Origin of the sequence: Winogradskyella echinorum (assembly GCF_014297365.1) — a bacterium.
In the GTDB taxonomy this organism is placed as follows: Bacteria; Bacteroidota; Bacteroidia; order Flavobacteriales; family Flavobacteriaceae; genus Winogradskyella; species Winogradskyella echinorum.
On the sequence record NZ_JACOQD010000002.1, the window covers coordinates 60,585 to 73,925 of the forward strand.

The window sequence follows — 13,341 nt, forward strand, 5'->3', positions numbered from 1 at the left end:
ATATGATTTCTAATCAACTTAAAACCGAAGAATATAATTCGTATTACAGAACTTATATAGATAAAGCAGTTAACGTTGATATTGTTGACGGCTTAAAGCAAAATTTAGAATCTGTAGTAGAATTTTATTTAAGCATTCCTCATAATAAACATGATTATGCTTATGCTGAAGGAAAATGGAGCATTAAGGATGTCTTGCTTCACATTATAGATACAGAACGAATTTTTGCATATAGAGCATTGAGAATCGCTAGGCAAGATAAAACTCCTTTAGTGGGTTATGAGCAAGATGACTATGTGATTTCTGCGAATGCTAGTGCACGAACTTTAGAGAACATTATAGAGGAATATAAGGCTGTAAGGCTAGCCTCTATAGCTTTATATAGTAGTTTTGATAATGCGGTATTAAACGAAACAGGAGAGGCGAGCGGTTTCCCGTTTTCTGTGAGAGCTTTAGGATATATATTAACTGGCCACGAGAATCATCATAACCAAGTTATAAAAGAACGCTATTTATAACGCAGCATAAAAATCAAACGCTTCTAAAATCAATTCATTGCTTACTACGCAATCTATTTTAGGTTTTCCAATAGCATCGAGCAATACAAATTTTACAATTCCATGACTATTCTTTTTATCATGCTTTAGCAAATTGATAATTAATTCTTGGTCTTGTTTGTTTATATCGACTTTGGCAAAGGTTTTTAAAATACCTTCTGAAATAACATTCAATTCTTCTATACCTAAATCGCATGTTTTATTAGATATAAAGGCTTCCATTAGCATGCCAATAGCTATGGCTTCACCATGAAGCAATGGTGTTTTATCGGCATTTTCTAAGAAATAACTTTCAATAGCATGGCCAAGTGTGTGTCCGAAATTGAGAATCTTCCTTAAACCTTGTTCAGTTGGATCATCGGTAACTACTTTGTTTTTTATGATGACAGAATCATAGATTAATTTATCTAAATCAGATATGTCTAAATTTTCAAGATGAGTAAGAGTATGCCAATAATCTTTATCATAAATTAATCCATGTTTTAGCATTTCTGCAAAACCAGAAACCATTTCATTTTGTGGTAGAGTATTTAAAAACGAAGTATCAACTCCTACCATTTCACCTTCGTTAATAACACCAACCTGATTTTTTAAAGCACCTAAATCAACACCTGTCTTACCTCCAACAGATGCATCTACCATAGCAAGTAATGAAGTTGGTATGTTTATATATGCAATGCCACGCATGTATGTGCTAGCGACAAAACCACCTAAATCAGTAACAACACCACCTCCTAAATTAATTAATAAACTTTTACGATCTGCATTATACTCAGATAAGGCCTCCCAAACTCCCATGCATATATCTATGGTTTTATGGTCTTCACCATTTGGCATTTCCATTACTTCAACAATTATATCTCCAGATTCTAAACGTTCTAAAAATTGAGGCAAGCATAAATCGTGCGTATTGGTATCTACTAAAATAAATATCTTAGATGGATTTTTGGTTATAATATAATTATTTAGCTCTGTGTAAACACTAGCGTTAAAGTGCACTACTGCATTTTTTGTCGAAATAGAATTCATTGTAGAAAGTAACTAATTTTGATGCTGTGAAAATACTTCCTTTTTTTAGAAAAAAATAAACCTAAGAATAAATATATTTGCATTTATAACCATTTAGTTAATGATAGACCACTCACTCTTTGAAAATACTGGCACTGCATTTACATTAAAATCTGATTCTGAATTAGAACGTGCCTACTTTTTATTTAAAATGATTTCTTCGCAGCCTTTAGTACGAATTGGTACTGCGGCAACTAATTTTGCTCTTAAAGCCAAATTGCCTGTAGAAGGTTTAATTCGTTCTACGGTTTTTGATCATTTTTGTGGTGGAGTTAATGAAGAAGATTGTTTGCACGTTATAGATAAATTATACACTAAAGGTGTAAGTTCTGTTTTAGATTATTCAGTAGAAGGTAAAGAAACAGAAGAACAATTTGATAATGCTGTTGAAAAAATATTGAAGATTATTCGCTTCTGTGATGAAAAGGAAGCTATGCCAATTGTGGTTTTTAAACCAACCGGTTTTGGTCGCTTTCATTTATATCAAAAGAAAACTGAAGGATTAGATTTTACAGAAAGTGAGCAAAATGAATGGGATAGAGTAGTAGCGCGTTTTGATGCAGTCTGTAAATTAGCAAAAGAAAAAGATGTAGAAGTCTTAATTGATGGTGAAGAAAGCTGGATGCAAGATGCTGCTGATGACTTGGTTGAAGATATGATGCGTCGCTACAATAAGGATGTAACTATTGTTTATAATACCTTGCAGACTTACCGTTGGGATCGTTTAGAGTATTTAAAACAATTACATAAACGTGCAAAAGCAGAAGGCTTTAAGATAGGGATGAAGATAGTAAGAGGTGCGTATATGGAAAAAGAGCGTAATAGAGCTGAAGAAAAAGGCTATGCTTCACCAATTTGCGAAAACAAAAAAGCTACAGATGATAACTTCAATGCTTCTATGAGTTATATTTTAGATAACTTAAACGAGATCTCAGTTTTTATAGGCACACATAATGAAGCAAGTTGCTATTTGGCCATGGAGCTTATGGAGAAATACAATATTGCCAAGGAAGATAATAATGTATGGTTTGGTCAATTATATGGTATGAGCGATCATATAAGTTTCAATTTAGCAGCTTCCGGTTACAATGTTGCTAAGTATATTCCTTTTGGGCCTGTAAAAGATGTGATGCCTTATTTAATTAGAAGGGCAGAGGAAAATACGTCTGTTGCTGGCCAAACTAATAGAGAGTTATCTTTATTAAAAGCAGAAAAAAAGCGACGAAAATTATAATTATTTACGTAATTTTTCTAAAATCATTAACCATAATTTTTCTGCCCTGTAAATGTTTTTGTTTATGATTTTTCCTTCGTGAGACTTAAATAAATTTACAAGAAAGTTAGAGCGTTTGGCATAGTAATTATCTTTTGGTGTTGAAATAAAAGAAGTCATTGACACACGCTTAATTTTCTTATAATCTTTATACTCTTCTGCATATGGCTTATTTTTAAATGATGCTGTAGAAGCTTTATAGCCCGCTTCTATACACAAATCTATACTTAATTGATTATAGCCTCCGCCAGGCCAACAGAAGTAATCTACCGTTTTGTTAAGCTTTTCTTCTAAGATCCTTTTACTTTCAAAAATCTCATAACGGTATCTTTTTTCCATATCCTCATCAGACTCATAAGTACCAGGATAAAGACTAAGTTTATCATTTAGTTGTTTAATAATTGAAGTCTTATCTATATCACCATTATTATTAGAATATAATTCTTCGGCATATTTTAATAATTCTTCATCAGGAAAATAACGACGTAGTGCTAAAGCTCTACCAAAATCGAAAATTGGAGTTCCTTTTGGTGTAAAATGGTCTTGCTTTTCGGTATTATAATATGGTTTACGATTGGGTTTTTCAATCCAAGCCATCCAATCGTAGTTTGGTTGACCTTCGTAAATATCTTTGATTGTATTAGATTGATAGTAAAAATTATGACTCATGCTATGAGACTGTATGTCCATTACACCAGAAGCATCCATTATTTTTAGCTCAGACCAATTAACAAATCCGAGAGGTGTTAATTTATTTCTCTCAATCTTATTGTTCCATACGTCTTCTAAGTTGTATCGAGCTTCTAAAGATCCATCAATAAATTCTGGGTTTACAAATATGGTTCCTTTTAAATTATATTTTTTTAAAATAGGATAGGCATAAACCCAATTATCTAAATAGCCATCATCAAAAGTGATTACAACTTGCTTTTTAGCAGATGTGTTTTTTTTGCTATCAAACCATTGGTCTAAAGAAACGGTCTCATAGTTATGCTTAACTAAGTATTTACAAAAATTTTCAAAATGATCTAAGGATACAGAAAGCCAGCGACGATACCAGTCCTCTTTTTCGCATCCAATACTATGGAACATTAATAAAGACATTTTTTCCAGGTTAAATTGTTAGAAATATTTTGAAAATGATTTATAGAAGTTTTTTCTTCTTTTTCTTTTGAGGATTGTTACCGTAGCCATATCCATAGCCATATCCACTTTTGTTAGTGTTTACGCCATTTAATAACATGCACATTTTCGGCAATCTTTCTCTTTCAAATAAAGGTTGTGAAACGTGTACTAATTGTCTCTTGTCTATATTATCGGCACTTACTACATAAATAAACATATCTGCATGCTTAGCAATAAGCAATGTATCACTCACCAGACCTACAGCAGAGGTATCTGCTATGATATAATCGTATTTTTTATCAAAATAATCAAAAAGTTCCGCAACTCTATCACTCATTAATAATTCTGAAGGGTTTGGTGGTATAGAACCAGAAGGAATAATGTCTAGAAATTTATTGTCTTTATGTTTTACAACAATGTCTTGAGGTTTAATAGACTTATCAGCAATATAATCAGTTAATCCTTTTTGGTTTTCGCCAGAAAGACTTAGGTAATCCATTATTTTAGGAACTCTAATATCTGTTTCAATTAAAAGCACAGACTTCTCTGAAAAAGAAATTGAGGTAGCAAGATTTGTACTTGTATGCGATTTACCTTCTTGTGCCTTAGTGGAAGTAATAAATAGTTTTTTAGAATTTCCTTTTACTTCAGTTAACATAAAATCTATATTAGATCTTAATATTCTAAAAGCCTCAGCTTTAGGAGAGTAATCTGTTTTCTTTACAATCTTATACTTCTTACTAGATTTTGGAATATCACCAATGTATGGAACATCTGTAATTTTGATTAAATCATCTTTATTATGGATTTTATTATCAATAAAACTCAATAAATAAATAGAACCAATTGGTATAGCTAAACCGAATAATATTGCTCCTAAGAACGTCATCATTTTGTTTGGTGCTATTGGAAGATACGACGAATGCGCTTTATCAATAATTTTGGCATTTGGAGAAAACATCCCTAATCTAATAGCAGATTCTTCTCGCTTTTCTAATAAATAAAGATAAAGAGATTCTTTAATTCCTTGTTGACGCTCAATATCTCTAAACTGTTTTTGTTTTGTTGGTGCAGAATAAAGTTGTCCACGTATTCTTGCGCCTTCTCTATTTAGGCTTCCTAGAGTTATTTCACTTGACTTTTTTAGATTATTTAACGAACTTTCTAGATTAGCTTTTAATGCTTTAATCTGGTTGTCTAAGTTTATTACAACCGGGTTCTTTTCACTAGAAGTTTTTAGAATTTTATTTCGTTTAGCTACTAAATCATTATGGTTTTTTGTAACCAAAGATATGTTGGGATCTGAAATAATATTTGGTGGTAAAAAATCTGAACTCGTATTCTTTTGCTTTATTTCGTCTTGTAAATAATCTATTAACTGTATCGTATTTGCAGTAGTGTTAATCTGATTTTTTGTTGCTTTCTCACTTTCCAAATATAAGGAAGCTTGCGAACTCAAAGCTGTAAGGTTATTCTTTTTTTGAAGTTGTTCTGCGGTAAAGTCAACCTCTTGTAGTTCTTTTGATACAACCTCTAGTCTGTTATCAATGAATTCTGAAGTTACCTTTATAACAGATTCTTTATCTAATATTACATCATTATTATATTCATTAATTACTTCGTTAAGTATATCTATTGATCTTTCAGGAATATTATCGCTCAATTCTAATTTAAGAACACTTGATCCAGTTTCAGTTATAACATTAATTCTTCTTTGGTACGTATTAACTAACTTTCTTACAGATACTAATGAGACTCTAAGGTTACTACCAATAGTAGGAGAGTGCTTACCTACATTAGGTACTATTACTAATCCACCAAAGCCTGTATTTATTTTATCACCAAAGTTATAAGGCTTGCCTTGTGATTCGTCTCTATCCATTAAAGACTTTCCATCGTCTTTAAACATTAAATACTTTGTAGGAGATACAATTTTTATATACAACGTGGTATCTACTTTGTGAATTAAAGAGTCGCTAGCAAAGAATTTTAACTCTATAGGCGGATTATTGTATATCTCTTGTTCTTTAATTTGACCTTGTGTAAAATATTTAATATTTAAGTTTAATTTTTTTACGACATTAGCCATTAATGCTCTAGACTTAATAACTTCAATCTCATCCATTATTTTATTAGAGCCGTTTGCAAATAGTCCTTTACTGGTTATTTCCTCTAAACTTGGTAATTTTTGAGACTGTTTTTCGTCCTTAATTTTTATAGTGGCGCTAGCATTATATTCATAGGTAGCATATCTTAGTTGTACATAGGCCAATGAAACAGCAATTATTAAACAAAGAGAAATTATTTTCCAATGGGATAAAATTAATTCCAGTTGCTGTTTTAATTCATTATTAGCAGATTTAGATTTGCTTTCCATATTATTGTGTTGAAACGATTTTTATTTTACTAAGAATATAGCTAAAATTGTGGTTAACGTACCAATGGCAGAAATTAATACACCATTGTTTTGATTATATGTAGACGAACGAATTTTTGCCTTGTTTGGCTCAACATAAATGACATCGTTTTGTTGAAGATAATATACAGGTGAGTTAACTGTGTTTATTGACGTTAAATCGATTTCGGCAAATTTCTTTTTACCATTAACATCTCTAATTAAACGAACATTTTGGCGTTTACCAAAAATGGTTAAATCATTTGCAAGTCCTAGAGCTTCAACAATTGTAATTTGCTCATCTTCTATAGTAAATGTACCTGGATTAGAAACTTCACCTAGTACTGTGATTGTAAAATTAGATAATCTTACATTAACAAGAGGATCTTCTGCATATTCTTTAATGCGCTCAGTTAGCATTGCTGTAAGTTCTAAACGTGTTAAACCAGAAACTTTAATAGTTCCTAAAACTGGAAACTCAATATTACCCATGTAATCAACCAAATAAGGTTGGATTTGTAAACTACCTTGCAAACCATTTGGGTTATTTGCATTATTCGAAGCTACAGTTAGGTTAAATGGTGCTACAGTTTCTTGTACAAATGCAGAAATATTTATAGTTAAGATATCACCTGGTTTATATACCAATTGAGAAGGAGAAGACGCTTCTAAGCCTTCACTCAGCGGTTCGTCTTGAAAATAAACTATTTTTTTACGCGATGCACATGAGGTAGCCATAAATACAGCTAAGATTGAGATTAAAAAAAAACGAGTTTTCATGTTTTATATAGGTGTTGTTATGTATTTAGTTATTTTTTTGAATCTAATACTTCAAAAGTTGAGTTATTAGAAATATATTCTGGTATTAATGACTTAATAGAAGATACAATTTCTAAAGGCTGAGTTAATGAATTGATAGAAGTTAACTTATTAATATGATTTTCAGTTTTTTCTATATCAACTCGTCTAGATTTTGCAATCATAATTTTTTCATGATATGTTTTTTTAGTGTTTTCTCCGTCAGCAAGAAGTTCTTCATAAATTTTTTCACCAGGTCTAAGACCAGTAATGCTTATGTCAATATCTTCTGGATAACGTAAACCTGATAAAATTATCATGTTTTTTGCAAGATTGAATATTTTAATAGGTTCACCCATATCAAATACAAAAATTTCGCCACCATTACCCATAGCTGCTGCTTCTAAGACGAGTTGACACGCTTCAGGTATGGTCATAAAATAACGAGTAATGTCTTTGTGGGTTACAGTCAGTGGACCTCCTTTGTCTATTTGCTTTTTAAATAAAGGAATAACAGAACCATTAGAACCTAGTACATTTCCAAATCTTGTTGTTATAAATTTAGTATGACCTTTTCCTTTAAGACAAGATACGTAAAGTTCTGCAATTCTTTTTGTTGCGCCCATTACATTTGTTGGGTTTACAGCCTTGTCAGTAGAAATTAATACAAACTTATCTACGCTATGTTTTACAGCAATATCAGCTACATTTTTTGTACCACCAATATTTACACTTACAGCTTCAAAAGGATTGTTTTCCATTAATGGAACATGTTTATATGCGGCTGCATGAAACACAACTTTTGGTTTATGTAAGTTAAAAATTTGGTCTATTCTGGTTTTATTACGTACATCCGCAACAATAGCTTCAATATTTGCTAAACCTTGTTGTCTAAATTCTTGTTGTATATCATATAGTGCAGACTCTGCATTATCTACAAGAATTAATTTTTTATAATTATACAGGCTTACTTTTCTACAAATTTCACTACCTATTGATCCAGCAGCACCTGTAATTAAGATAACCTTATTGTCATATTGTTCTTCTAAGTCTGGATTTTTAATATTTATAGGGTCTCTACCTAAAAGGTCTTCAATTTTTACCTCTTTAATTTGCCCAGCACTTAAGTCGCCATCAATCCAACTCTGAACAGGAGGTACAATTTTAACTTTTAATCCAAGAGCAAAAAGATTTCCTGTTATTTGTAATAATCGAGAAGGATCAATATTTTGTATCGAAATAATAACTTCTTCAATACTATGCTTAGCAAGGAATTTCTCATTGATATCCTTTATGTTATAAACTTTGAGTAAGTTTATTTTTTTTCCTCTTTTTCTTTCGTCATCATCAATAAAGCCTACAATATTGAGTCCATTTTTAGTATCATTATTAATAGCATCATAGGTAAGCATACCGGAATTCCCAGCACCAAAAACTAATACATTGGTAATAGTCTCAATATCATTAGTTATGTAATTATACATTGACTTAATAAAAAGTTTAGCACCAATTAAAAATAAAATATTGAGTAAAAGATGAATATATATTATAGAGCCCGAAATATTGAATAGACTTTCTGAATCAATTACTTTTCTACTTAAAAAAGTTGAGCAAATAAGAATAGTAGCTAAAATATTAGCACCAATAATAATATTAACAATATCCTTGAATCCTGTAAACCTTACAACACTTTTGTATGATCCAACAGCTATAAAGCTTATGATTGCTGCCACTATTACATATGGTATCTGCTCTATAAGTATCCAAAAATCAAAATCAATTTTAAAATTATAACGGATAAGATATGCTAAGAAAAATGTAGCTACAATGATAACAATATCAAATAGTAGGACTAACCATTTTGACGCATATTTTTTTGATATATTATGTAAAAATTTGATTAACATAATGCAAAATACGTATTTATAGCAGAAACTACTCTATCTAATTCAATATCAGTTAAGTTTGAACCACTTGGTAAACATAGACCTCTATCAAATAAATCGTCTGAAACTCCATTTAAATAACTTGGCGCATCGTTGAAAATTGGTTGTTGATGCATAGGTTTCCATAAAGGTCTTGATTCTATATTTTCTTTTTCTAGAGCTAGTCTTAAACCTTCGCGAGTAGATTTAGAATCTAACAGAATACAAGATAACCAACGGTTAGAAAAATAGCCATTAGGCTCTTTTAGAAATGTTATTTTATCTATATTTTTAAATGCATTTACATATAACTCATGATTAGATCTACGTTTTGCTACATGGCTATCTAAGATTGTCATTTGGCCACGACCAATACCTGCAACAATATTAGACATTCTATAATTGTAACCAATATGAGAATGCTGATAATGAGGTGCACTGTCTCTAGCTTGTGTTGCTAAAAAAACAGCTTTATCCTTTTGCTCTTTTGTTTTAGTGACTAAAGCACCACCACCAGATGTTGTTATAATTTTATTACCATTAAAAGACAGTATAGAAAGATCACCAAAAGTTCCACAGTTTTGATTCTTATAATGACTTCCTAATGATTCGGCACTATCTTCTAAAACAGGGATATTATATTTTGAGGCTACATTATGTACTTCATCCACCTTATAAGGCATACCGTATAAATGCACCGCAATAATAGCTTTAGGTGTTTTACCTTTAGAGATTCTATCTTTAATTGCGATTTCTAATTGCTCTGGGCATATATTCCATGTATCCTTTTCACTATCCACAAAAACAGGAGTAGCACCTTGATACACTATTGGATTTGCTGAAGCAGAAAAAGTTTTACTTTGGCAAATCACTTCATCACCATTACTAACGCCCAATAAAATAAGGCCTAAATGTAATGCAGACGTTCCAGAAGCTAAAGCAGCCACATGTATGTCTTCATTAAGATACGATTGTAAATCACTTTCAAATCCATTAACGTTTGGTCCTAATGGAGCCACCCAATTGGTATCGAAAGCTTCTTTTATGTAAGATTGTTCATTACCACTCATATGTGGTGATGATAACCATATTTTAGGTTTCATAAGCAAAAATTGTTAAGTAATTTGCATTACTATTCAATTTCATGTCTATAGAGGGATCTGGGACACGATCTAAATATTGGTTAAATATGCATCAATAAATTGAGACAGCCCAAATTAAAACGATAAAAGGCAAATATTTACGTTATTAAATATTAATCTCATTTTTGATACTTAAATGGTTGGTTTTTTATAATTTGAGGTGGTTTTGAGATAAAGTATATTATGAATAAACCTACAATAATATATGATCAAAGCTTAGTAAAATCACTTAAGCATATTTAATAAAATTTTGTTGTTATAATTTAAACTTTATGTAAATAGGCTCATGATCTGATAAGTTTAAATCAAAGTTTTTGTGATCAAGTATTTCAATTTGTTTGTCTGAAAGAAAATAATCTAATCGAAGCGGATAGTGCAATCGTGTATAAGTGGCACCAAAACCATTCCCTTTACTAACATAAGAATCATTCAATCCTTTTTTAAGTATTCTATATGGTTGACTATATGGTGTTGCATTGAAGTCTCCACAAATAATTACTTTATTAGTTGATTTTAAAGCATGATTTTTTACAAGTTTAGCTTGTTCTATCTGCCTTGAAATTGTACTATTTAAATTACTTAAATAACCGTAATCATTATATTTATGTGCAATAATATAAGGTGAAATAAAAAATGATTGTAAATGGGTGTTGTATATTCTAACAGTATCTTGCTTTATTTTTATATCGGCATAGATTGCGTTGTTATATGTATTTGAAAAGTCAATAAACCCCTTATTAATTATTGGATATTTGGAATATATAGTAAGGAGTGTTTTTTGTACATCTTTCCGGTAGCCTAAAAATACATATGGATAGTCTTTTATCTTAGATCCTTCTTTATAAGCCGATTCTTGTAATAATAAAATATCTGGTTTTAGTGAGTCAACAATCTTTTTAATTTCTGTAATTGCAGTAAGATTAGAATCTCCATAAACAGGTTGTTTAAAAGCTCTCACATTATAGGACATTATGCTTAAGGAATTTTTAGCTTCGTCATAGGTGTGATATGAAAATTGAAAGAAAAAATTATAACAAAGAAAATAGCATATAACCCCTATTATATAGTAGTACCTTTTTTTAAGCATCCCATAAATAGCTGCTATTAAGTTTATTAATAATAGAACAGGCATTATTACACTAAACAAAACAGAGATGACACCAAAGTTGAAATAAGAACTAATAATCCCTATTATTATAGTAAATATGGCAAACTTAAAAAAGTTATGCTTAGAGAAAAACTTAGGTTTCATTAACAAATATTAATTACCAATAAAAGGATAAAATAAAGAATCAATTATTCTTTTGTACCTGTAAATATTGGCATATCATCATTTTCAGAATTATTTACATCTTTTCTGTTTATAACTTTGTCTATAGTCATAAATATGATTTTTAAATCCAATGCAAAAGATTGATTGTCTACGTAATGCACATCGTACTCAAATTTTTGTTCCCAACTTATTGCATTTCTACCATTAACCTGAGCCCATCCTGTAATGCCAGGAGTTACCTCATGTCTTCTAAATTGTGTTTTATTATAAAGTGGTAAGTACTTTGGTAAAAGTGGGCGAGGCCCCACTAAACTCATATCTCCTTTTAAAATGTTTATTAATTGAGGGATTTCGTCTAAAGAATATTTTCTACAAAAGTCTCCTGTTTTAGTAATACGATACATAACTGGTAAAAGATTGCCTTCACTATCAGTTTTATCATTCATTGTTTTTAGCTTTATAATAGTAAAGAGCTTACCATTTTTGCCAGATCGTAGCTGATAAAAAAATGGTTTTCCATTATTAGATATAGCAAGAACAATTATTAATATTAGCAATAATGGAGAAACAATTAATAAACCAACTAAGGCAGCAAAAAAATCGAAAAAACGTTTTATTAAGTCTGGGTAAAGTTTCATTAGTTTAGGTTATTATAAAGTTCTAGTAATTCTTTCCAAATAAGTTCTCTTTTGTACTTATTTATAATGTTTGGTCTAGCGTTTACAGCTAATTCTTTAATTTTATTTGGGTTGTCGTATAAAGTCATCATAGCCTTTCTTAAAGCTTCACTGTCTTTTGGTGGAATGATGAGACCGTTATAATTGTTAGAAATTATTTCGTTACAACCGTTTATGTCAGTTACAATACAAGGTTTTTCCATACAACTTGCTTGTAAAACCACATTCGGAAATCCTTCTCTGTAACTTGGAAAGGCAAGAACATCACTAACGGCAACATATGGTCTAATATCTTTTACAGCTCCAGTTTCATGGATATTATTATTACTAGCAATTATAGCTTCAGTAGCAGGTGCAATTGGGTCTAATTCTGCCTCTTTACCACCTACAATTATCAATTTAGCATTAGAACGCGATTGAGATATTGTGTTAAATGCTTCAACTAACTCGTTTATACCTTTGTCTTTTACAACTCTTCCGATAAATAAAAACACAACATCTTGTGGTGTAATATTGAGTTGTTGTTTTAAGCTTTCAATACTTTCTAAAGGAACTTTTTTAACATCATAATGATCTGTGTCAATACCATTGGAACTACCATTACCAATAACTCTAAGCTTTTTTTCTGAACAAAATTTTTCTTCAATAATTATGTCTTTCATTGCAAAAGAGTTGGGTAATACTAACGTGGCACCAGAGTAGGTGATTTTTTCAACCAAATTCAAAATTTTTCGCTTCATACCTGTAGCCTCTAGTAATGGCATACCAGCAATGGTATGTAATCTATGTGGTACTCCTGCTAATCTTGCAGCTAACATACCAACAGTTCCAGCTTTTGGTGTGTGGGTATGTACAATCTGAGGCTTCTCTTTTTTGAAAACTCTATATAATTGAAACAAAGCTTTGAGGTCTTTAAAAGGTGTAATGGTTCTGGTCATATTTACCGGAATCGTTTTTATACCTTCATTGTGATTTACTTCCTTAAGCGCATCACCTTCACTAGAGACACCAATGACTTCATAGTGTTTGCTCATAAACTTAAGCTGACCTTTTAATAAAGTACCAAGCGATACAGGAACAGTAGTTATACGTATTATTTTCTTCATCA

General features: G+C 30.8%; 11 protein-coding genes. 2 read left to right on the top strand and 9 right to left on the bottom strand.

Features of this window, described 5'->3' with window-relative positions; all coding sequences use genetic code 11:
• The first annotated feature begins 2 nt into the window (after positions 1 to 2).
• On the top strand, positions 3 to 518 hold the full coding sequence (locus tag H8K90_RS07440) for a DinB family protein (protein WP_186845337.1): 516 nt from the start codon (positions 3 to 5) through the stop codon (positions 516 to 518).
• On the opposite strand, the gene aroB is transcribed toward H8K90_RS07440, so the two are convergent.
• The gene (gene aroB / locus H8K90_RS07445; RefSeq protein ID WP_186845338.1) at positions 513 to 1,586 is read right to left on the bottom strand and encodes a 3-dehydroquinate synthase; all 1,074 of its coding nucleotides are present in this window, start codon (positions 1,584 to 1,586) and stop codon (positions 513 to 515) included. The genes H8K90_RS07440 and aroB overlap by 6 nt on opposite strands.
• 100 nt (positions 1,587 to 1,686) lie before the next feature.
• Between aroB and H8K90_RS07450 the strand changes: the two genes are divergently transcribed.
• Positions 1,687 to 2,859, top strand: a complete 1,173-nt coding sequence (locus H8K90_RS07450; protein ID WP_186845339.1) for a proline dehydrogenase family protein — start codon at positions 1,687 to 1,689, stop codon at positions 2,857 to 2,859.
• Here H8K90_RS07450 and H8K90_RS07455 read toward each other — a convergent pair whose 3' ends face one another.
• The 8 genes from H8K90_RS07455 to H8K90_RS07490 form a co-directional block, all read right to left on the bottom strand.
• Positions 2,860 to 4,002: a polysaccharide deacetylase family protein gene (locus H8K90_RS07455; protein WP_186845340.1), complete on the bottom strand. Its 1,143-nt coding sequence runs from the start codon at positions 4,000 to 4,002 to the stop codon at positions 2,860 to 2,862.
• Positions 4,003 to 4,042: 40 nt separating this feature from the next.
• Positions 4,043 to 6,400, bottom strand: coding sequence for a GumC family protein (locus tag H8K90_RS07460; RefSeq protein WP_186845341.1), 2,358 nt, complete (start codon positions 6,398 to 6,400; stop codon positions 4,043 to 4,045).
• Between the two features lie 21 nt (positions 6,401 to 6,421).
• Positions 6,422 to 7,198, bottom strand: coding sequence for a polysaccharide biosynthesis/export family protein (locus H8K90_RS07465; protein ID WP_186845342.1), 777 nt, complete (start codon positions 7,196 to 7,198; stop codon positions 6,422 to 6,424).
• A 29-nt stretch (positions 7,199 to 7,227) separates the two neighbouring features.
• Positions 7,228 to 9,123 (bottom strand): polysaccharide biosynthesis protein, encoded by a 1,896-nt coding sequence (locus tag H8K90_RS07470; protein ID WP_186845343.1) that lies wholly within the window; start codon positions 9,121 to 9,123, stop codon positions 7,228 to 7,230.
• The gene (locus tag H8K90_RS07475; protein ID WP_186845344.1) at positions 9,117 to 10,244 is read right to left on the bottom strand and encodes a DegT/DnrJ/EryC1/StrS family aminotransferase; all 1,128 of its coding nucleotides are present in this window, start codon (positions 10,242 to 10,244) and stop codon (positions 9,117 to 9,119) included. Before H8K90_RS07475 ends, H8K90_RS07470 begins: the two co-directional genes overlap by 7 nt.
• Positions 10,245 to 10,539: 295 nt before the next feature.
• Positions 10,540 to 11,253 carry an endonuclease/exonuclease/phosphatase family protein gene (locus H8K90_RS07480; RefSeq protein ID WP_186845345.1) on the bottom strand — a complete coding sequence of 238 codons (714 nt, stop codon included), beginning with the start codon at positions 11,251 to 11,253 and terminating at the stop codon, positions 10,540 to 10,542.
• Positions 11,254 to 11,579: 326 nt separating this feature from the next.
• Positions 11,580 to 12,194 (bottom strand): sugar transferase, encoded by a 615-nt coding sequence (locus H8K90_RS07485; RefSeq protein ID WP_186845346.1) that lies wholly within the window; start codon positions 12,192 to 12,194, stop codon positions 11,580 to 11,582.
• Positions 12,194 to 13,339: a glycosyltransferase family 4 protein gene (locus H8K90_RS07490; RefSeq protein ID WP_186845347.1), complete on the bottom strand. Its 1,146-nt coding sequence runs from the start codon at positions 13,337 to 13,339 to the stop codon at positions 12,194 to 12,196. The genes H8K90_RS07485 and H8K90_RS07490 overlap by 1 nt, the downstream gene beginning before the upstream one ends.
• Positions 13,340 to 13,341: the final 2 nt, after the last annotated feature.

Excerpts from the sequence above, each read along its gene's own strand:
- aroB (WP_186845338.1), bottom strand. The coding sequence starts at position 1,586 with ATGAATTCTATTTCGACAAAAAATGCAGTAGTGCACTTTAACGCTAGT.
- H8K90_RS07460 (WP_186845341.1), bottom strand. The coding sequence starts at position 6,400 with ATGGAAAGCAAATCTAAATCTGCTAATAATGAATTAAAACAGCAACTG.
- H8K90_RS07475 (WP_186845344.1), bottom strand. The coding sequence starts at position 10,244 with ATGAAACCTAAAATATGGTTATCATCACCACATATGAGTGGTAATGAA.
- H8K90_RS07455 (WP_186845340.1), bottom strand. The coding sequence starts at position 4,002 with ATGTCTTTATTAATGTTCCATAGTATTGGATGCGAAAAAGAGGACTGG.
- H8K90_RS07490 (WP_186845347.1), bottom strand. The coding sequence starts at position 13,339 with ATGAAGAAAATAATACGTATAACTACTGTTCCTGTATCGCTTGGTACT.
- H8K90_RS07480 (WP_186845345.1), bottom strand. The coding sequence starts at position 11,253 with ATGTCCTATAATGTGAGAGCTTTTAAACAACCTGTTTATGGAGATTCT.
- H8K90_RS07450 (WP_186845339.1), top strand. The coding sequence starts at position 1,687 with ATGATAGACCACTCACTCTTTGAAAATACTGGCACTGCATTTACATTA.
- H8K90_RS07485 (WP_186845346.1), bottom strand. The coding sequence starts at position 12,194 with ATGAAACTTTACCCAGACTTAATAAAACGTTTTTTCGATTTTTTTGCT.
- H8K90_RS07465 (WP_186845342.1), bottom strand. The coding sequence starts at position 7,198 with ATGAAAACTCGTTTTTTTTTAATCTCAATCTTAGCTGTATTTATGGCT.
- H8K90_RS07470 (WP_186845343.1), bottom strand. The coding sequence starts at position 9,123 with ATGTTAATCAAATTTTTACATAATATATCAAAAAAATATGCGTCAAAA.
- H8K90_RS07440 (WP_186845337.1), top strand. The coding sequence starts at position 3 with ATGATTTCTAATCAACTTAAAACCGAAGAATATAATTCGTATTACAGA.